Origin of the sequence: Lewinella sp. LCG006 (assembly GCF_040784935.1) — a bacterium.
In the GTDB taxonomy this organism is placed as follows: domain Bacteria; phylum Bacteroidota; class Bacteroidia; order Chitinophagales; family Saprospiraceae; genus Lewinella.
This window is the reverse complement of record NZ_CP160680.1, coordinates 3,322,552-3,340,792: the sequence shown is the minus strand read 5'-3', so window position 1 is coordinate 3,340,792 and position 18,241 is coordinate 3,322,552. Positions and strand designations below refer to the sequence as shown.

The window sequence follows — 18,241 nt, the reverse complement described above, 5'->3', positions numbered from 1 at the left end:
TTCGCAACCTGGATAACGTTTTACGGGCAAGCCCGTGCCGCATAAGCTTCTCCGCTCCGAACCTCGCACAATCCAAAAACAGTCAGTGCCATGTAAAAACAGTAGGAGGATTTGATTGTTATTGAGTCAATGCAAAGCGCTTAACGACAGATCGTCCTTGCTCTTGCCCAATTGCAGCCTTATAATGAATATATTCTATCCAATAACCATTAACTAAGAAATAATATTTGATGTTGTTACTTCCATCATCAAGCATTTTACCTAGTTCGAGATTTTGAGTGTCGACCTCCAGAATAATATTGCGATATGGAGAAAGGTTTTTATCCTCGTTTACACCATTGGTATCGTAATTAAATACAATGTACATCCTATTATTGTAGAAGTAGGTATTAATCTTTGAAGTCTGTGGATTGAAAGTACGATCTGGGGCAAGTTTGTCCTGCCATTCTAAAAAATCTACCTGCTTAGTGGTACAATTTAGCACGTACATTCCTCGGATGCTCTTTCGCGAATCTTGGTCAGTATGATGGCCCAAGAGATATATGATATTGCTGTGATGTTCAACTTTTGTTGTGCTCCAGTTTTCTGCTAACATTCTGGGGACTTCAAATTTAAAGTGTTCAAAAGCTGCTGTAGCTAAGTTCTCGATCCCTACATATACACTAGCTGATCTTGGATCCCGAAAGGCAAAGAATGCGAACTGACCATTGGCATTAAAGGAGGAGCCATCAACCCAATTGATCCTTTCCTGCGGGCGATTGGGGATTGGAGGTGAAGTGCTGGTTATCCGTCGCCGCCGCATATTGTATTTCTCAATGAGAATGTCATAATTCGTTTGATGATAGCTAATGAGCGACTCTCCATCGTCAGCAATTCTTGATTGACTGCCTCTGTCTGCACGCATGGGAAACCGATTAAGGCTGATTAGCTCATTTTTGTAAAATCGGAATACATCAAAATCATAAATCATAGCTGATTGCCCCCCTCGAAAAAGACAACTCAAAGTGTCGTTACGAAAAGCCATCTGTGGCGGATATTGTGATGGTCCGTAGAGTAAACTATCTGGCCAAGGGGTGCTATATGCAGCTAGTTCTTCCGTAGTGACATCAATACGGAGTAAACCATTAGAGCGTGTGGAGAATAAAGAATTGCCAAAAACATTGATAAATCGGTCCACCTCCGCCCCTAATATTTCAATACTATCTTTGTTAACTCCAAGTGTAGAAACTGTTCGGTTCTGATTTAGTGTAGGTTTGGGAATCGACTCTTGCCGCTTAGGAGTGAAAATCTTCATTTGGTCTTGGCCGGTAAAAAAGTCTGGTAAAAATTCATTTTGAGCAACCAGGCGTCCAAGGCGGTCGTAGGTACTACCTGGTCCAATTGGTAAACCATCACGGTACTCCCGCTCCTTGCTCACCGTACCATCCTCATAGTAGTGCCGAATCCAACCATTAAGAAGACCATTATAGTAGGTGCTCTCAATCGCTAACTCTCCTGTTGAGTGATAGGTTTTGGATTTTCCATGCAATTGCCCCTCATCATTGTACTCTTTAACAATGAGTCGCCCTAGTTCATAAGATTTCCATATTCCAACTTTTTTGCCATTCAGGTATTCCCCTTGAGTAGTTAGTCTACCGTCATTTCTATCGTAAAAAAAGTAGGTGCCATGTAGTTGCCCATTTTTATAGCGCCGCTCCACAATCAGGATTCCTCTTTTACTAAATGTATGCCAAGCCCCCGTTCTTTGCCCTTCTTCAAAAAAGCCTACTTCTTGCAAGGAGCCATCTTCGAAAAATAGTTCCCACTTTCCCGTTTGTCTCCCCTGATCGTCAATCAGCCCCTTGATTCGTATGTTTCCATCATGCCGATAAGCAATATACATGCCTTCTTCGGGTACTGATACCGTACCATAGTCTTTTTCATCTATCAACTCGCCATCCTTAGAATAAGTACGCCAGACACCTGTTCGAGCGCCGTGAACGCCGTGTCCTTCCACCTTTTCCTGGCTGCTATAGTCCACGTGCAGAGCGTAACCATTACTTACCGTTGATGACTCACTGTTAAAGAGTCCTTGGAATGTTCTAGAAGTATGTACACTTTTGGGTACTCCATCTGGCAAAAATTCTTTTGAGTGGGTCACAATAGAGTTCAATTCGTCGTATTCGAAGGTCTTTTCAGAGCTTAGATATCTTTTGTCACCCTGTTTTTTGTACAATTGCTCCAGAATGATTCGACCTTTATCATCATATTGAAAAAACCAGCTCAACGTTTCTTTTTGCTTGATCAACCCCTTCTCATAAACAATTGTACTCATCACCTCCCCATATCCCTGCCGGAATTCGGTGTAATGCTTCCATTCTCCGATAGGTACTCCGTTTTCCCATTCTCCTTCCGCAAAAACTACACCTTCCGCATTGGTGAGCTGAACCGCTTGTTTGTCTTTGACATCTTTCAACTGGAAGAACTGATCAAGAATGCTCAGTTTATCGCTGATTCGGTAATCTACCTCCTTTGTAGAATCCTGAGGAACTACAAAGGAGTAATTGTCACGGTCAAATACAGTATATGGTGCATGTCCTTTTTCAGATGAATAGTAAATTTTTGAGGCAAAAAAAACCACAATATCGCCGACTTGCAGGCATCTGCGGTCTGGGATATTCCTGTTTCGTCCTGGTCCGGTGTGTACACTGACGGTGTCGAGTTGGTAATCCCCCCTATAGACCCTATCAATAAGGATGGTAGCTTGACAACTATAATTGTTATCACCAAATATACGCTGTACTTCACCACGGAAGATTAGACGGTCTTCATCATCATGAAACAGCAACTCAGTGGTGGTAGGAGTAGGCTTTTGGGCCCATAAAGCTTGGGTGCAAAACACTAAAATGATTAACAGTGAGAACGGAGAAAAACGGAGCATCATACAGTTACAAGTTTTATGTCTTCCTCCATGCAAAAGGAACAAAAGCAGGGAGTCGGAACACATTGAAGATTTAGAAGTTACATTAGAGTTCGTCCGGTTAATGTACTATGAAACCGGCCAAATGACGGAAAAGGTATGAATTTTTTATCGAATGGAAATGGAAGATAAAATACGCGAAGATTGGAAGGATAGGTTTCGCCAGATGATGAAAGATAATGACTGGACGTACGATGATATAGCAAGAATGGGAGGCTTCAGAAATGGTGGAGTAATAAAAGCTACTGTAAGCAGAGGTTTACCTTCATTCGCTAAGCTGTCTGTAATAATCTATGAAAAATTAAAAAATATTAAAAAACCTGATCGAGACACTTACCTGTTCTGAGGTTAAGGACATCAAAAAGTAGGGCAGCTGGCGTAATCCCCAACCAATACACCAGCAGCAGCTCAATTCACTAACTTCTATTTTAATCAACAAAGAAGGACTGGGGGAAGAAGTAGATGGCTATTCTAGCGCCTATACGAATAGCAGTAAAAATCTCTTTACCGTTGAGAACCCCAGCATGGGAGAGTTTGGTTATGGTTTTACCCAATCTCTAAGGACGGATTCTCGAGAACAGATCAAATATCGTGAATTCCACTTCACGCCATCCCTTACGCAAGGAGAGCCGCACGAGATGAAGGAAACCGTTGAAGATTACGAGCAAACACCGCCCAAGCGATACACCAGGACCCAAAAAATAGACAAGCATTATTATGATTTAAATGCCAAACCCATGATCGTTTTGGGCCCGTGGAAAGAGGAAGTGATTGTGAATACCCCAAACTAAAACTTATAAGTGATCAAAATATCATTCAGCAAAAACAGCTCCGAGCTGCTGATGGTATAGCTGCTGTAAAAAAGCTCATTGTTTTCGTTGAGCAGCGGCAGATCCTCGTGGAGCACACTCAGCTTGGGCCCAATTTCTACCCTGATCTGAATTTTTTCGTCAATGTAGAAGCCCAAGCCCAGGGTGGGGATGATGCCAAACTCGTAGCTGTTGAAGTCGTTGACGGCACTGAATTCTTCTTCCGGCTCACTATCCGGCAAGTTGGGGTTGTCGAGCAAGGCCAGCGAAGCGATTTGGGCCCGGTTGTACTGCCCAAACAGATCAAAACTCCAGTAATATTCAATCACTTTGGTACGGAAGACTTGCTCGTAACCCAGCCGCAAGCCGTGGTTTTGGCGCTGCCAGTAGCGGTTTTCTACCGTACGCAGAGAGTTGTCGGAAAGCATCTTTTCGTAGCGGCGCAAAATGCCGTTGTCCAGGTAGTTGGCTCCCCGCCGATTGGTGAGGTAGCGCAGACGCAATTTCCCTTCTTTCAATTGTTGCGTATAAAACAATTCCATGCCCAATCCTACATTGTTATTGGTACTCCCCGTGACGATGATCGGCAAGAGGTCAAAGCCGATTTCGTGACGTGGAGGATAATTGACCTCCTGGCACCTAATGGCCGAAAAAGCAAACAGTAACAGGAATAGAGCAGTGAATCGATAGCGCATGGTCTGAGGTTTTTACTAAAACGATAAGGGGACTTTCCTATTTTTATAGGGTGCTTTTTTAAGAACTCAGGTATGGATTCAATAGCCACCGGGGCACGGAGTTTTTTTGCCATAGAGGTACACAAATACCGAAGTATTACCGCACCTCAAAGTCGGAAATCGGAAGTGGGAAATCGGAAGTATTTTAGCCCCCCGCACAGTCCGCACCTGAAAAGGTGTAAAAGTTGGAAAAGTGTAAGGGTGTAAGGGTTGGGCTAACCATCAATCGCCAACGGCTCAAGGTCGGATTCAGAGATATCGGAAGGAAGTGGGAAGTGGGAAGTCGGAAGTATTTTAGCACCCCGCACAAAGCACAAAACACGGAATTGCACAGAATATTTTTTTTGTAAACTTTAGTGTATTGGCGCTTTCGTGTCTATTAATGTTTTTTCTACCTTTGAGCTGCAACATCTGTTTTTTCCACATTGCCCAAGTAAGGAGGAGTTCATTTTATCAGTTACCCCGTAGTTCTACGGCGTCAACTGTAATTTTACTATCAAACCAATCTTCTTATGTGGAAATTTTTCTTGGGATTATCGCTCTTGTTGAGTAGTGTCCAAATCGGTCAAACGCAGGTGCAAGAACCTTGTGCCGCAGCGCATTATCTCCACCATCTGGAGGCGACTCACCCTGGCTTCGAGGCGGCTACCCGACAAGTTTACGACCGGGTACGTGGCCAAGGGCAGGCGCGTGACCTTACCTTGGTGACCATTCCGGTGGTGGTGCATTTGGTGTACCAAAACGAAGCCCAAAACCTGCCGGATAGCCTCATTGAAGCGGTTTTGGAAGTCCTCAACCAGGATTATCGCCGCCTGAACGTTGATGCTATTCAAGTACGTGAAGATTTTCTGCCAGTCGTTGATGATCCTTTTATTCAGTTCGAACTGGTAGGTGTAGAGCGCGTTGCAACCACGGCTACTTTTGAGCTGAACCTGTTCGGTGGCACCCTTCCCGACAATGTAAAAACCACGGCCACTGGCGGCTCCGATGCCTGGGACCCCGAGCACCACCTCAATATCTGGGTGTGCAATATCGAAGGGGGCGCACTCTTGGGTTATGCCTACCCCCCCGCAGACCTGAGCCATTGGCCAGAGGGGGCTTCTGCTCCTAGCCCAGGTTTAGATGGGGTCGTAGTTCATTACGAAGTTTTCCGGCGCACCGGCACCTTTACTACCAGTGGCTTGTTTGGCTTAGGAAATATTACGGTCTCTGTACGTGGCCGCACCATCACCCACGAGGTGGGGCACTACCTGGGCTTACGCCATATTTGGGGCGATGGCCTCCTTTCTACTTTTGGTATTCCAGACTGTAATGCCGACGATGGTGTTGAAGATACTCCAAACCAGGGATTGAATAGCCAGTTCAGTTGCGATCCCGCCAACAATACCTGCAACGAAGGCAGCGGCGACCTACCCGATATGTGGGAAAACTTCATGGACTACGCCCAGGAAGATTGCCAAAACAGCTTCACCTTCGGGCAGATCGAAATCATGCGGAGTGTATTGGACAATGAACGCGCCGGACTGATAGAAGGCTCCGTGAGCACCCGAAACGTACAGTTGCCAACCAGCACCTTGCGGCTTTATCCCAATCCCGCTACCGATAATTTCGTGATACAAAGGGAAGAGAACACCAGTGCCACGGTCCGCCTGCTCAATGCCCAAGGGCAAATCACCCGCCAGTGGCTTTCGTGGACACAAAATCGCTTGGAAGTCGCTACCGCTTCCCTTCCTGCCGGGTTGTACTACGTGCAGTATGTGAGCAGAGAGGGCCAACTGACCCAAGCGGTGGTGGTGGAGTAGATAGGTAAGATGAGGATAGCAGAGGAAACGATCTCCATACGGTCGCTTCCTCCGCTTGTTCTTATTCTATGTTTACACATTCTTGCTCATAGCCAATTTTTTCTGCCCAGAAGCGATCACTTTCATTATAAAAATATTGAGGAGCCACTTCACTGTAAGTCGAGGAGCCGGAAAATTGCGTGCCACACAATCGGAGCACCGTTGGATTATCAAGCTGGTTAAGGAAAGGCAACCGATCAAGAAGGGCTGAAGGTAATTCCGGCAGGGTATAGGACGAAGCAACCGTTGGATCCAGGTATACATTCCAAGTACAGCGATACTTACGTCCTTCATAGTTGATAGTAAAGTAATACCAGCTGGCTACGACCAAGTCTAAACCTGCTGTATTAAAAAAATCACAACTCCGGCTATTGAGGGTGCCATCAAGTCCAGTGGGAGTTAACTCAATTTGCTCAGGTAACGTCGTAGTACTCATGCCCACTCCGTCTCCATCCGAAGTAAAGGCTCTGAAGATGATGGGAGTTGTCGTTGAATCATTGGGAACCATCAATGTTACCTCATCTGCTGGTTGGGTACTATCCTCATTGATTAAGCCATGGCTAAGATACAGGTCCCTGATTGGAGCTTCTTCGTACGTACCGTACAAATCATATCGCCAAAACTCGGGATAAGGGAAATGGACCGTTTGGGATTCGATAATTACCGTGAAGTCTTCGTAGTCTAAGTTCAACTCGTTGTCATAGAAATAGGTAGGGGGAGGCATAACCAATCCTCTTTGTACAGTTTCACTGCTCCGCTTAGTGGTGACAAAAATTGGATTATAGTAGGGAATACTTCCCGATATGTTAATGTAGCCGATATGATTGTCGTGATCCAGAGAAAATGCATTCGTATTCAGACTGTTACGAACAAAGCTAATGTCCTCTAAATCTTCTGGAATGTTATTGATAGCAATTCGAAGCCCCCCCGGGGGATATATTCTACGACGATCATGCTTGTTAGGTGTGGAAAAATTCTTACCCGTCTCTACCGAAGTAAGGGTGTTGATTTCAACGATCTTTTCCAGACCTTCAAAACCATATGCATCGCGGGCATAAACGATAGAAAAATCTAGATTTTCCGTACAGTGATCGGTTAAGATAATGCGCTTGGTCGTTCCCCAGTCGGCACGGTAATCTTTGAGCACCGTACCATTAGCATCGCTAACAAAGGTCCAATCAATTCGGTCACTATCATTACTTTCTGAAGTGGGGATGGTATAGCTCACTTCGAATGCGGAGTACTCCCCCGGACAGCTAGGAATACCATCATCTTCATTACGGCAAGTACCGAGCAACAGTAGGAACAGAGAGAGTGCGAATAAATTTTTCATAAAATTTTAAATCTCGACGTTGTTTAAGAAATTATCAATTTTAGCAAGTTCTTCTTGGGCGAGTTGCTCTTCATCACTGATGAACTCCTCATCGAGGCCTCTTCCGCGGATGCGGTCAAACAAGTCCCTGGCGGGTTTAAAGACGGTGCCGTCGTAGTACCTCGGGTCAGAGCCTTCGCCTTCGGGGCTGCCGTGATCGGCATTGATGGATTTTCGCCAAACTTCGGCGTGGTCTTTCCACTCTTGGGTATCTACGAGCTCAGGAGGGGTAAACCAAACATTCCAGGTGAGGATATTGCCAAACTTGAGCATATTGCCAGATGCTGTGTTGAAAATATCCAGTATGAGTTGATTGAATTTGTCGACTATAATGTTCCCAGTAGGAAAGATTTCGCCGATTTGTACACTAAGGTTCCCCACAGTCCATGCTTCGGGATGCCGGGCAAAATCGGGAATGGGGAAGGAATTGCTCTCGCCTGTTTTTAGTGGAAACAGCACTTGGTTGCGGTCGCCGGGGAGGTGCGTTCTCACCCTGATGGCGTTGGCTTTGTCAGAAGGGAAAGGCAGTTTGCTATTGGCAAACCGGTCCCACAACTGCTTGACTTTAGGCTTTTGCTTGGCACTCGGGCTGAACCAGATCTTACCTTCTACGGACATATCTGCGGCCAGGGTTCTTGTGGTTTCATCCACCCAACCGCGTTGCCCCGTCACCGTCACCTCCACATTCATTGAGCCCAACGAAGGCGAGGTCATTCCCTGCTGCGGGCAAATGATGGAGTATACTCTCCCCGTATCCGTATAGCCAATTCTCGAAATATCAGGCGCAAACATTTGGTAACAGCGCTTTTCGTCAGGTTTTTCTTGTCTGGTAGCCCAGCTAAACTCGGGCCAGATCACTTTTTGCTGTCGCTGGAGAAGATCAATATGATCGAGGTTGTCACAAATCTCCAGGCACGACAAATCGGGGTCGGGATAAGCAAATTCAGGCTCGGAGGCCGCAAAGCCGCCGACCCAGCCTGCCGGGATGTTGAGGTTATCATCAGTAGTCATTGAATATGGTTGTTTTATTGGTGTGAATAATGTGTGCTCGTGAAAATACTATAATATTTCTGATATGATGATTCTCTTCTTCCTGCTCTTGAGATTTTTCAATGGCAATCAACCGAATCTTATATGACCTGATAATCCCTCATATGGTTCAATAATATGGAGGAAAATACCTACTTCTCCTTCTGTGGCACCGTCCACTCGATATTCCAGTTTTTCAGGTAATCCTCTATGGGGCCCAGGCCGATAGCCTTGCGGCGCTGGTTGACGTACTCGGGATCCTGGATTTCGAAGACACTGCCTTCACCCGTTTCCTGGTTGTAACTCACCTGAGAACCATAAATCTGGGGCTGATCTTTGCGCATCAGGATGCGATCTTGCATCAGGGCCAGGTGCGAACCGCTGGATTCACCTGCTTCTACTGAGGCCTGTAAGAGCGGGATGTATTTCTCCTGTGCTTCCAGCGAAGCATGTTGGATGACTAAAAATAGCGCAGTATTGGCTTTTCCACCCACTTGGCTGCGACCTACCCAGCCGTGTTTTTCAATGATGTCCTCACATTCCAGCAGCAACAGACTGTCTTCTTGGGTCCAGATCGTATTGAAATAATCCTTCTCAGGAGAATCATAACCAAACTTCTTGGTGATTTCCTCGTGGATACTGCGCAAGGTCTGATCCTTCATATAGATTTCTTCCAACTGCGCTTTGAGCGGTAAATCGAAATCTTTCTCGTATTCCGCTTTCTTCTCCGCTACCGTTGCCAGAATGGGTGCCCAGGTGGGGAGATCATGAAGGCTTTCCAAATCAGGGTCACGCTCCATGTGAGCCAGGTTGAGCCAGCCCTTGTCTACCGATAATATCAGATGGATGGTAGCTTTGTCTGTATTGCCCGCCAGTGCCCAGGAGCAGGCGGCATTGTAATATTGCGAAGCATTGCCTTCTTGCAGCTCAAATGCCTGTTCGTATGATAGTGCAGAGGCTTCAAAGTTGCCATCGCTGTATTGCTGGTTACCGGTCTGGATGAGTTCCTCAAAGGTCTGCGCGGTCAAAGAAAAAGTAGAGAAAATAAGGAGTAGCACGAATAATTGTTTCATGATGTTTTTTTTTAATAGAGAGAAATGTGTGGTCAAAAATAAAAAAAACGGGATAGACCAGAGCGATCTATCCCCTTAAAGTTTAGTCAGGTGATTTTATCGTAAAGGGATTTTCTGGTAGAAGGTATAGGGCTATCTACCCTAGGTCGACCACTGCCCAGCTAGAGCTTAAACTTGATGGGCATGACCATTTGCACATACACTGGCTTGCCATTGTGCTGACCAGGGGTGAAACCCGGTAGCTGCCGGATGGTCTCCAGTGCGGCTTCGTTCAGGGCAGCGTGTTCCGTAGTTTTTTCCTCAATGAGTTGGATATTCGTTACCCGCCCCTGAGGGTCTACGATAAACCTGGTCAGTGCCAGGCCTTCTTGTTTTGCTTCCATGGCCGCTTTGGGGTACTTGACGTGTTCAAAAATAAAGGTGAGCAGGTTTTTGTTAGAGCAGTCCATCTGCTCTTGCCCCGTCAGTCCCTCACAGTTGCCGAAAACTGGCATCTGATCTACTTTTTCGTAAATTTTGGTCTTTACGATACTTACCTCTTCCGTGCTGGTGGCAGGGTCAAAGACAGTAACGGTATCGACGCGCTCAAAGAATCTCCCGTCGTCTTCTTGGAGCCCTTGTGTCATCTGCTTTTTTTGAGGTTGCGCTCCGGCCTCCTCGCAAGTGAGCAAGAGCAGCAAAGTCAAGGGAAGGAACAACAGGTACTTACCCAATGCGAGGGTAGAGGAAGGTGATTTCGTCATCATAATAATACGTTTTTTAAGTTGTGAAGTATGAAAAGTCTGCACAAACGGCAGGTCGGGTTGTTGTAAGCATTGGCGAAGCAGCAGCTTGCCGTATTCGCGGGTAGGTGTAGCTTGTAGCACCACAGCGTCCGCCAAATATTCGTGAACATTCTCCAGCTCATGCCGGTAAGCGTACCACAAGGGGTGCCACCAGCAGAAGATGCCAACGATTTCCAGTAGCAGGATGTCCCAGCTGTGTTTTTGCTGGATATGTGCTTTCTCATGGGCGACGATGGCTGCCTTTTCCACTTCGCTGGCCTTGGTTTGCTGACTTATAAACAGGAAGTGCAACCACGAGAAAGGCGCGTGAGCCTGCTCGCTTTCTACCCAGCAGATGCCCTTCTCCCAGCGTTTATTGCCTTTGCGGTAATACTGGAAGAGTCTTGCCAATCCCCACAAGAATCGGACAGTCGCCAATAAGACTCCCAAAAGATAAACGCGCCAGAAGAAGCTCGACCACGACCAATTTGTGGCCGGAGAAATGCTGGCAATTGTAGGGTTATCCGGAGCCACCGTTACCGTTTGCAGCCATACCACAGGGAGCTCCATCCACGCCGGAGCCGCCCAGATGGCCGACCATTGCACCAGCGGTAGTATCATTCCCAAAACAAAGGTTCCCAGTAGGTAAAAGCGGTTGAGCCGGAAGAATTTTTCTTGGCGCAACAACAGCGCATATAAGCCCCAGAACCCCAACCAGTAGAGGCTGAATTCAATGAGATAAGCATTCATAATTACTCGTTTTTGGGATCCTCCAGGCGCTCAACCAGGTCGTTGAGTTCTTCTACACTGAGGTCTTTCCCTTTTACTAAAAAAGAAACCAACCGATTAGCAGAACCTCCAAAATAGTCCTGCATGAGGGTGTGCAAGCTTTGTTTGCTGTAATCCTCTTTGCTCAGCTGGGCACGGTAGACAAAGGTGCGCCCGTAAGCTTTGTAGGCCACAAAACCTTTCTCACTCAGGATTTTCATCATCGTCGAAATGGTGCTGTGGGCCGGCATCTTTCCACCCGCCTGCTCGGCCAGTTTGGTCCGGATATCGCCCACCGCTCCTTCGCCCAGGTCCCACAAGACCTGCATGATTTCTTCCTCTGCTTTCGTTAATTTCTTCATTATAAACCGTGTTTTTCTGATCAGTCGTAACTATAGATGCAAACTTAAGTAAAAAAGTTTAGTTGATTAACTATTTATTTAGTTAAAATATTGTGGCTGCCTTTTAAAACATTGATTATCAAACCAAAAGAAAGTAGCAATTGTACGCTCGGACGTGTAAATGCATGAATGTATTTATACGAATGGGGAAGATTATGGTGATTTGGGGCCATGCCTTCTCCTGTCCCGACTTTTCTAGTCCGCTCTTTGTACCGGGTTTGAAACCCGATTCTATGGAGCGGAGCGGCTTCCATCCTTTGGCCTGCGTCCCTGCGCTCGGCTCCATGCTTCGCTTTGCACACTAAGGGGTCGGCAAAAAAAACGAGTGCTCCATTTACTTTTACGCGCGCGCTAAGGTACTTTTGAGGAAAATATCTCAAATGGCTACTTTGCAGAAAAAATGGTCCTCTTGCTTTCTTGGTTGCTGCCTGATTTTGATGTTTGCAGCGTGCCAGCCGGAAAACGCTGACCAGGAAAGCCACACGCTAGCAACAACTACGACGAATGACCCAGCGGCGGGCACTCGCCAAATGCGGGACAGTATCAATAACATTATTGCTCGGATTGATTTCTCCAAACACCCCTACGAAACTGCGCGAAAGTTGGCCGTTATGGAACCTCAGATCCTGGCAGCACAACAACAGGGCCAACTCACCATCCCCGCTTATATTGCTTACGGAGAGACACTACTGGAGGCAGGCCGTTCACAAGACGCGATCAACGTTTTCGAAAATCTGTTGGAACGCTTCCCTGAGAACAAAACCATCGCCACTCAAAACAAAGGGCTGCACGAGGCACTGGCCTTGTGTTATCTGCGGCTGGGCGAACAACGCAATTGTATCGAAAATCACTCCAGCCAGTCGTGCATTTTTCCTATTGCAGGAGATGGCATCCACACCAATACCACGGGATCGGCCAAAGCCATCACTATTTAATGTGAGGTTGGTGCATAAAGCTCTTGAAACTAGAGGAATCCCGTCACCCAACCTCACTGTATTAAGTACCTAGTACTAGGTACTCAGATAGAACAACTTTTTTAATCCAAGTACACAGTACCCAACACCAAGTACGGTGAGCTTAGGGAGCATAATTAATTGTTGATCAGGTTTTTACCCCCAAATCTCACGTTAAACAATCGGTGATATGCTTGCTACTGGCACGATCAAAATGTGTCCTGCTGGAGGGACCGATCCACAGGGGCGAGGCTTGCCTGCCAGCGGCACGTCAGGCAGGGAGGGTAGCCCTTGCGGCCAGGGCGCTACTCTCCGAGGGGGATATGGAAATTCCTTTGATTTGGCACAAACTTGAGCGTATTGAGCAACACCCCCCTGCTGCGCTAGGGGTGGGAGCCAGCACCGCTACGCGGGGCGCCCGCAGGGCCACGTGGCGGACGACCCAACCCCGACCTTCGGGAGGGGGAGCGCCCAAAAAATACTACTTTAACTTCTCGTTATTGGCGTGGCGATCCTTGTCGCGACTCGTTTTCTTTTCCAGGTTACGTTGGAGGGCTTCCGTGAGGTCGATACCCGTTTGATTGGCCAGACAGATCAGGACGAAGAGGACATCCGCCATCTCGTCGGCCAGTTGAGCGGGCGCGCGCTTGGCATCTTCAGGGCGTTTGAACGACTGCTCGCCATAGAGCCGCGACATCAGTCGGGCCACCTCTCCTACTTCCTCCGTGAGGATAGCCATATTGGTGAGTTCACTGTAATAACGGACACCAATGGTGTTAATCCACTCGTCGACGGTTTGTTGGGCGGTTTTTAAGGTCATTTTTTATTGGTTGATGGTTGGTGATTTGGTTGGAATGGTGTAAAAGTGTAAGGGTTTGATATTGAAGTCGGAAGTCGGAAGTAACGAGATACACGAAGAGAAAAGGAGCGGATTCTACCAGGTGTTTCAAATACTTCCGACTTCCCACTTCCGAACTCCGATTTTGGTGCGGGGTGCGGTTATACTTCCGACTTCCTATTTCCCACTTCCGACTTTTAGTGCGGGGTGTGAGGTCAGCGGGTGCGGGGATTTCTTCCTACATTCAGTCGCCTAACCTTTACACTGTTCCAACCCTTACACCTTTACACCACCTAAACTCCGACTTTAAAACACGAGTCCAAATTTGGGGTTATTTTGCGAGATAATGTAAGGTGGCAAAACTAAAACAATAGACCTGCTAAATGCTTGGTTGTTAGGAAACAAAAGGTTACCTTTGCGCCGCAATTTAATTTATTCACAAGGGTTAATGGTGAAAAAACTTATAAGATTTTCATTACGAAGGACTTATTTGCCCCATTCCTAACTTAAAGCATTCTATTAGATGCTAGATGACAAGAACCTGGAAGAACAGGACAACCAGCAGGAAGAAACCACTCCGGTAGAGGAGGTGGTGGAAGCTGCAAGTGATGCGGCGGAAGCCGTTGTTGAAAAAGTGGAAGAAGTAGCAGAAGCTGTTGCGGAAGCTGCAGAAGAAGTAGCGGAAGCCGCTGCGGAAACTGTAGAAGAAGCTGTAGCTGCGCCAAAAGCAGAGGACAACGAAGCGGAAGCCTCTGACGATGACAGCGACAGTGATGAGGACGAAGACGAAGACGCGGAGATTGACGTAGAGTTGCCAACCGGCGCTACGGGTGAAGCTCACGACGACTTTGACTGGACCATCGACAAGCGTGCTGACAACAGCTACTCTGAAGCCGAGCGTGAAACCATGTTGGCTCAGTTTGACGAGTCGATGTCTGCTATTCAGGAAATGGAAATCGTTTCTGGTTTAGTAACAGCGATCAACGATGGTGATGTTGTATTGGACATCAACTTCAAGTCTGACGGTCTGATTCCTTTGTCGGAATTCCGTGACACACCGGACCTTAAGGTGGGTGATCACGTACGTGTTTACGTTGAGCAGCAAGAAGATGCTCGTGGCCAGTTGGTACTTTCTCGCCGTAAAGCGAAATTGTTGCTGGCTTGGGAGTCTATCAAAGACAGCTACGAGAACGGTACCGTTATCAAGGGTACAGTTATCAGCAAGACCAAAGGTGGTCTGATCGCCGATTGTGGTGGTTTGGAAACCTTCTTGCCTGGTTCACAAATTGATATCAAGCCTATCATCGATTATGATAGCTACGTGGGTAAGACCATGGAGTTCAAGGTAGTGAAGATCAACGAAGCGATCAAAAACGCAGTTGTATCTCACAAAGCCCTTATCGAAAGCGATTTGGCCGAGCAGCGTGAAGCTATCATTGCCAGCCTTGAGCGTGGTCAGGTACTGGAAGGTTTGGTTAAAAACCTTACCGACTTCGGTGCATTCCTTGACCTTGGTGGTGTAGATGGTCTGTTGTACATCACAGACATCAGCTGGGGACGGATTTCTCACCCAAGTGAGAAACTGGAACTGAACCAGAAGATCAACGTTGTTGTACTCGACTTTGACGAGAACAAGAAGCGTATTTCTTTGGGTCTTAAGCAACTACAACCCCACCCATGGGAAGTATTGGCAGAAGACATCAGCGAAGGCTCTACCGTTACTGGTAAGATCGTTAACATCGAGGACTACGGTGCATTCCTGGAAATCCAGCCTGGTGTAGAAGGTTTGATCCACGTTTCAGAAGTAAGCTGGAGCAATCAACCGATCAACGCCCGCGAACACTTCAAGCTGGGACAAGAGTACCAAGCCAAAGTGGTTACTATCGACCGCGAAGATCGCAAGATGTCGCTTTCGGTGAAGCAACTACAGGATGATCCATGGGATAACATTGAAGAAAGATTCCCTGAAAACAGCCGCCACAGCGGTGAGGTCAAGAACCTTACTCCTTACGGTGTGTTCGTGGAATTGGAGAATGGTATCGGTGGTATGATCCACATTTCTGACCTTTCTTGGACCAAGCGCTACGGCCACCCAAGTGAGTTCACGAAAGTTGGTGAGAAGATCGATGTGATGATTCTTGAAATTGACAAGAACAATCGCAAATTGTCACTGGGTCACAAGCAACTGGAAGAAAATCCATGGGATACGTTCGAAACCGTATTCCCACAAGGATCTTACCACGAAGCTACTATCCTGCGCAAGGACGACCGCGGTGCAATCGTACAATTGCCTTATGGCCTGGAAGCTTATGCTCCCCTCAAGCACATCCGTAAGGATGACGGCACTTACGCCGAAGCTGATGAGGTACTGACCGTGAAGGTGATCGAATTCAACCGTGATGACAAGCGCATCATGGTGAGCCACATGCGTTACCTGGATGATATTCGCCGTGAAGCGGACGAGCAAGTTCGTAAAGAGCGTGACGATGAGCGCCAGGAAACTCGTAAAGCCGTTAAGAAAACACAATCAAGTGTTGAGCGTGATACGCTTGGTGACTTGGACGTGTTCAGCCAACTCAAAGAGCAGTTGTCTGACGACGGTGGTGATGATGAATAAATAGTAATACGCCACTTAGACGTGTTTCTTAAATAGCAACACCCGAATCACTTGTAGTGGTTCGGGTGTTTTTTTTTTGAGACTATAATCAGACGTGGGATAAGATAGACGATTACACGTTCCTTATCGCTTCCTTGTTGCTCAGTAGCATATAATTGCCGCCGACATCAAGGCAATACCCCTGAGGGAAGACTTTCAGGAAAGTAGTTTCAAAAAACGCCTTGCTCTCTTGCTCATCTCTGGGGTTGGCCGCAAGGCGGTTGAAAAGCAGCACACCGCCGGGGCGCAGCAATGCTTTTGCATCTTCCAGGAAGGCGATGGTCTCAAAGACTTCCGGAACAAGGTCATCATCAAAGATATCTACACAGAGCAGATCGTAGTTTTCCTCTGGCAACTGCTGGACAGCAATGGACGCATCTGCGACGATCATTTGCTGCGGGTTTTTCAAGTCATTGAGAACGTAACGCTGGGCCAAATCCAACACTACTTCATCAATTTCTACAGCCGTAAACTGGCACGCTTGCTGGTGGTGGGTTTGCGCTAGAATGACGGGGATACTCCCCAGGCCCAAGCCTAGTATGAGCACTTCATCGATGGGATACTGCTCCCAGTTCCAGCGCGCAAAGGTACGGGCAAAATTGGTATAGAGATCGCCGTAGGAATACACCGCATTGGCGGTGCTGAGTTGGTAGCGGCCACGGCGAAGGCTTACGTAGAGATAGGGATTGTAATCACTTTCAGCACTCTCCACGTGGAGTTCCAGCAGGTAGCTTAACCAGATTTTCCAGCGTGGTAGTTGCTTCATTTTAGTCTTTCTTTTCCCAGCGGCGGTACTTGGCGGTGTCTTCGTAAATACGCAGTAAGATCAGCCGATCCTGTACAGTCAGCTCTAACCCTCTACGTTCGAGCACGCGTTCCATCATCTCAAACGCCTTGCTGGTGCGGTAAGTTGAATAGCCACTGGCACCGCCCCAAGCGAAGGAAGGGACGAAATTACGCGGAAACCCGTCGCCAAAAATGTTGGCAGCCACCCCCACTACGGTACCCGTATTGAACATGGTGTTGATGCCTACTTTGGTATGGTCTCCCATGACGAGGCCACAAAACTGTAGGCCTGTTTTCACGAATCGCTCTTCGGGATAATTCCAAAGTTTTACTTCTTCGTAGGTATTTTTGAGGTTGGAGCAGTTGGTATCCGCTCCGATGTTGCACCATTCCCCAATGACCGAATTGCCCAGGTAACCATCGTGTCCTTTGTTCGCATTGGCTTGAAAGACTACGTTATTTACTTCGCCACCTACCTTACAACCGGGCCCCAGTGTAGTAGCACCGTAGATCTTTGCGCCCATTTTCAGCACAGCCCCCTCTCCCATCGCGAAGGCTCCCCGGATGAGGCTCCCTTCCATCACCAAGGCGTTGCGGCCAATGTAGATGGGTCCTTGTTGGGTATTAAACGTAGCACACTCTACCGTAGCTCCTTTTTCAATAAAAAGCTGATCGGCGGGCCCAACCACCCGGTTGGTTTCCGACAAAGGAGCCGAAGTTCGGCCTTCGGTCAAAAGCGCAAAATCAGCCTCTATCGCAGCCTGGTTCAGATGAAAGATGTCATAGACGCCACGTAATTTAAGAATATCGGTATTTTTGGCTTCGTAGCCGGAAAGTTCACCAAAATCTTCATCCTTAATGAGCTGTTCAATCTGCTCTCCCCGCAGTTTGGTAGCCAGCAGTTCCCCATCAAGCAAAATGGCTTCGCTGTAATCCAGCTGCCGAATGAGACGTATGATTTGTGGAGTAGGCAACAAAGCACCGTTGACCAGGTAGTTTTCTTCACCATAGTCCATCTCAAACTTCTCGCTGAGGTAATCCTGGGTTAGAAAAGATACGGGACAAGCCATTACCCGTTCCCATTTTTCACGAATCGTAAGCACCCCAACACGTAATGCACCGACTGGGCGTGTGTACGTCAGCGGCAAGAGATGTTCGCGGGTTTCATTATCAAACAAGATGAGATGTGCCATAGGGAGGAGATGTTGGTATTGCGCAAAAATAAAAAAGTCCTAATCAGCACAATGGCTGATCAGGA

15 protein-coding genes are annotated in these 18,241 nt (G+C 47.3%); 5 read left to right on the top strand and 10 right to left on the bottom strand.

The features are described 5' to 3' along the window. Positions 1-118: 118 nt before the first annotated feature. On the bottom strand, positions 119-2,923 hold the full coding sequence (locus AB0L18_RS12035) for a toxin-antitoxin system YwqK family antitoxin (RefSeq protein WP_367392838.1): 2,805 nt from the start codon (positions 2,921-2,923) through the stop codon (positions 119-121). Between the two features lie 151 nt (positions 2,924-3,074). On the opposite strand from AB0L18_RS12035, the gene AB0L18_RS12030 reads away from it, so the two are divergent. Further along, a complete protein-coding gene (locus AB0L18_RS12030) occupies positions 3,075-3,305 on the top strand; it encodes a hypothetical protein (protein ID WP_367392837.1) in 231 nt (76 codons plus the stop codon). Positions 3,306-3,483: 178 nt separating this feature from the next. Further along, on the top strand, positions 3,484-3,750 hold the full coding sequence (locus tag AB0L18_RS12025; protein WP_367392836.1) for a hypothetical protein: 267 nt from the start codon (positions 3,484-3,486) through the stop codon (positions 3,748-3,750). Here AB0L18_RS12025 and AB0L18_RS12020 read toward each other — a convergent pair. Next, positions 3,747-4,463, bottom strand: coding sequence for a hypothetical protein (locus AB0L18_RS12020; RefSeq protein WP_367392835.1), 717 nt, complete (start codon positions 4,461-4,463; stop codon positions 3,747-3,749). The genes AB0L18_RS12025 and AB0L18_RS12020 overlap by 4 nt on opposite strands. Before the next feature lie 551 nt (positions 4,464-5,014). Here AB0L18_RS12020 and AB0L18_RS12015 point away from each other — a divergent pair. After that, positions 5,015-6,304: a M43 family zinc metalloprotease gene (locus AB0L18_RS12015; protein ID WP_367392834.1), complete on the top strand. Its 1,290-nt coding sequence runs from the start codon at positions 5,015-5,017 to the stop codon at positions 6,302-6,304. 61 nt (positions 6,305-6,365) lie between these two features. Here AB0L18_RS12015 and AB0L18_RS12010 read toward each other — a convergent pair whose 3' ends face one another. The 5 genes from AB0L18_RS12010 to AB0L18_RS11990 all read right to left on the bottom strand — a co-directional run bounded on the left by AB0L18_RS12010 (position 6,366) and on the right by AB0L18_RS11990 (position 11,711). After that, positions 6,366-7,676 (bottom strand): hypothetical protein, encoded by a 1,311-nt coding sequence (locus AB0L18_RS12010; protein WP_367392833.1) that lies wholly within the window; start codon positions 7,674-7,676, stop codon positions 6,366-6,368. A gap of 6 nt (positions 7,677-7,682) precedes the next feature. Next, positions 7,683-8,726: a hypothetical protein gene (locus AB0L18_RS12005; protein ID WP_367392832.1), complete on the bottom strand. Its 1,044-nt coding sequence runs from the start codon at positions 8,724-8,726 to the stop codon at positions 7,683-7,685. A 170-nt stretch (positions 8,727-8,896) separates the two neighbouring features. Further along, a complete protein-coding gene (locus AB0L18_RS12000) occupies positions 8,897-9,817 on the bottom strand; it encodes a DUF6624 domain-containing protein (protein ID WP_367392831.1) in 921 nt (306 codons plus the stop codon). 161 nt (positions 9,818-9,978) lie between these two features. Then, positions 9,979-11,331, bottom strand: coding sequence for a TonB family protein (locus AB0L18_RS11995; protein WP_367392830.1), 1,353 nt, complete (start codon positions 11,329-11,331; stop codon positions 9,979-9,981). A 2-nt stretch (positions 11,332-11,333) separates the two neighbouring features. Beyond that, positions 11,334-11,711 carry a BlaI/MecI/CopY family transcriptional regulator gene (locus AB0L18_RS11990; RefSeq protein WP_367392829.1) on the bottom strand — a complete coding sequence of 126 codons (378 nt, stop codon included), beginning with the start codon at positions 11,709-11,711 and terminating at the stop codon, positions 11,334-11,336. A 419-nt stretch (positions 11,712-12,130) separates the two neighbouring features. On the opposite strand from AB0L18_RS11990, the gene AB0L18_RS11985 reads away from it, so the two are divergent. Next, the gene (locus tag AB0L18_RS11985; protein WP_367392828.1) at positions 12,131-12,685 is read left to right on the top strand and encodes a tol-pal system YbgF family protein; all 555 of its coding nucleotides are present in this window, start codon (positions 12,131-12,133) and stop codon (positions 12,683-12,685) included. A 499-nt stretch (positions 12,686-13,184) separates the two neighbouring features. Here the strand turns inward: AB0L18_RS11985 and AB0L18_RS11980 are convergent, their stop codons facing one another. Next, complete coding sequence (locus AB0L18_RS11980) at positions 13,185-13,523, bottom strand: nucleotide pyrophosphohydrolase (protein WP_367392827.1); 339 nt, start codon at positions 13,521-13,523, stop codon at positions 13,185-13,187. 541 nt (positions 13,524-14,064) lie between these two features. On the opposite strand from AB0L18_RS11980, the gene rpsA reads away from it, so the two are divergent. Beyond that, positions 14,065-16,158, top strand: a complete 2,094-nt coding sequence (rpsA, locus tag AB0L18_RS11975; protein ID WP_367392826.1) for a 30S ribosomal protein S1 — start codon at positions 14,065-14,067, stop codon at positions 16,156-16,158. Positions 16,159-16,270: 112 nt separating this feature from the next. On the opposite strand, the gene AB0L18_RS11970 is transcribed toward rpsA, so the two are convergent. Both AB0L18_RS11970 and AB0L18_RS11965 read right to left on the bottom strand, forming a co-directional pair. Next, complete coding sequence (locus AB0L18_RS11970) at positions 16,271-16,963, bottom strand: spermidine synthase (RefSeq protein WP_367392825.1); 693 nt, start codon at positions 16,961-16,963, stop codon at positions 16,271-16,273. A gap of 1 nt (position 16,964) precedes the next feature. Beyond that, positions 16,965-18,176 (bottom strand): GlmU family protein, encoded by a 1,212-nt coding sequence (locus tag AB0L18_RS11965; RefSeq protein WP_367392824.1) that lies wholly within the window; start codon positions 18,174-18,176, stop codon positions 16,965-16,967. Between the last annotated feature and the right edge of the window lie 65 nt (positions 18,177-18,241).

Bases quoted from the DNA above. Each gene is read 5' to 3' on its own strand.
- AB0L18_RS11990 (WP_367392829.1), bottom strand. From the start codon at position 11,711: ATGAAGAAATTAACGAAAGCAGAGGAAGAAATCATGCAGGTCTTGTGG.
- AB0L18_RS12020 (WP_367392835.1), bottom strand. From the start codon at position 4,463: ATGCGCTATCGATTCACTGCTCTATTCCTGTTACTGTTTGCTTTTTCG.
- AB0L18_RS11980 (WP_367392827.1), bottom strand. From the start codon at position 13,523: ATGACCTTAAAAACCGCCCAACAAACCGTCGACGAGTGGATTAACACC.
- AB0L18_RS12015 (WP_367392834.1), top strand. From the start codon at position 5,015: ATGTGGAAATTTTTCTTGGGATTATCGCTCTTGTTGAGTAGTGTCCAA.
- AB0L18_RS11985 (WP_367392828.1), top strand. From the start codon at position 12,131: ATGGCTACTTTGCAGAAAAAATGGTCCTCTTGCTTTCTTGGTTGCTGC.
- rpsA (WP_367392826.1), top strand. From the start codon at position 14,065: ATGCTAGATGACAAGAACCTGGAAGAACAGGACAACCAGCAGGAAGAA.
- AB0L18_RS12025 (WP_367392836.1), top strand. From the start codon at position 3,484: ATGGGAGAGTTTGGTTATGGTTTTACCCAATCTCTAAGGACGGATTCT.
- AB0L18_RS12035 (WP_367392838.1), bottom strand. From the start codon at position 2,923: ATGATGCTCCGTTTTTCTCCGTTCTCACTGTTAATCATTTTAGTGTTT.
- AB0L18_RS12005 (WP_367392832.1), bottom strand. From the start codon at position 8,726: ATGACTACTGATGATAACCTCAACATCCCGGCAGGCTGGGTCGGCGGC.
- AB0L18_RS11995 (WP_367392830.1), bottom strand. From the start codon at position 11,331: ATGAATGCTTATCTCATTGAATTCAGCCTCTACTGGTTGGGGTTCTGG.
- AB0L18_RS11965 (WP_367392824.1), bottom strand. From the start codon at position 18,176: ATGGCACATCTCATCTTGTTTGATAATGAAACCCGCGAACATCTCTTG.
- AB0L18_RS11970 (WP_367392825.1), bottom strand. From the start codon at position 16,963: ATGAAGCAACTACCACGCTGGAAAATCTGGTTAAGCTACCTGCTGGAA.
- AB0L18_RS12000 (WP_367392831.1), bottom strand. From the start codon at position 9,817: ATGAAACAATTATTCGTGCTACTCCTTATTTTCTCTACTTTTTCTTTG.
- AB0L18_RS12030 (WP_367392837.1), top strand. From the start codon at position 3,075: ATGGAAATGGAAGATAAAATACGCGAAGATTGGAAGGATAGGTTTCGC.
- AB0L18_RS12010 (WP_367392833.1), bottom strand. From the start codon at position 7,676: ATGAAAAATTTATTCGCACTCTCTCTGTTCCTACTGTTGCTCGGTACT.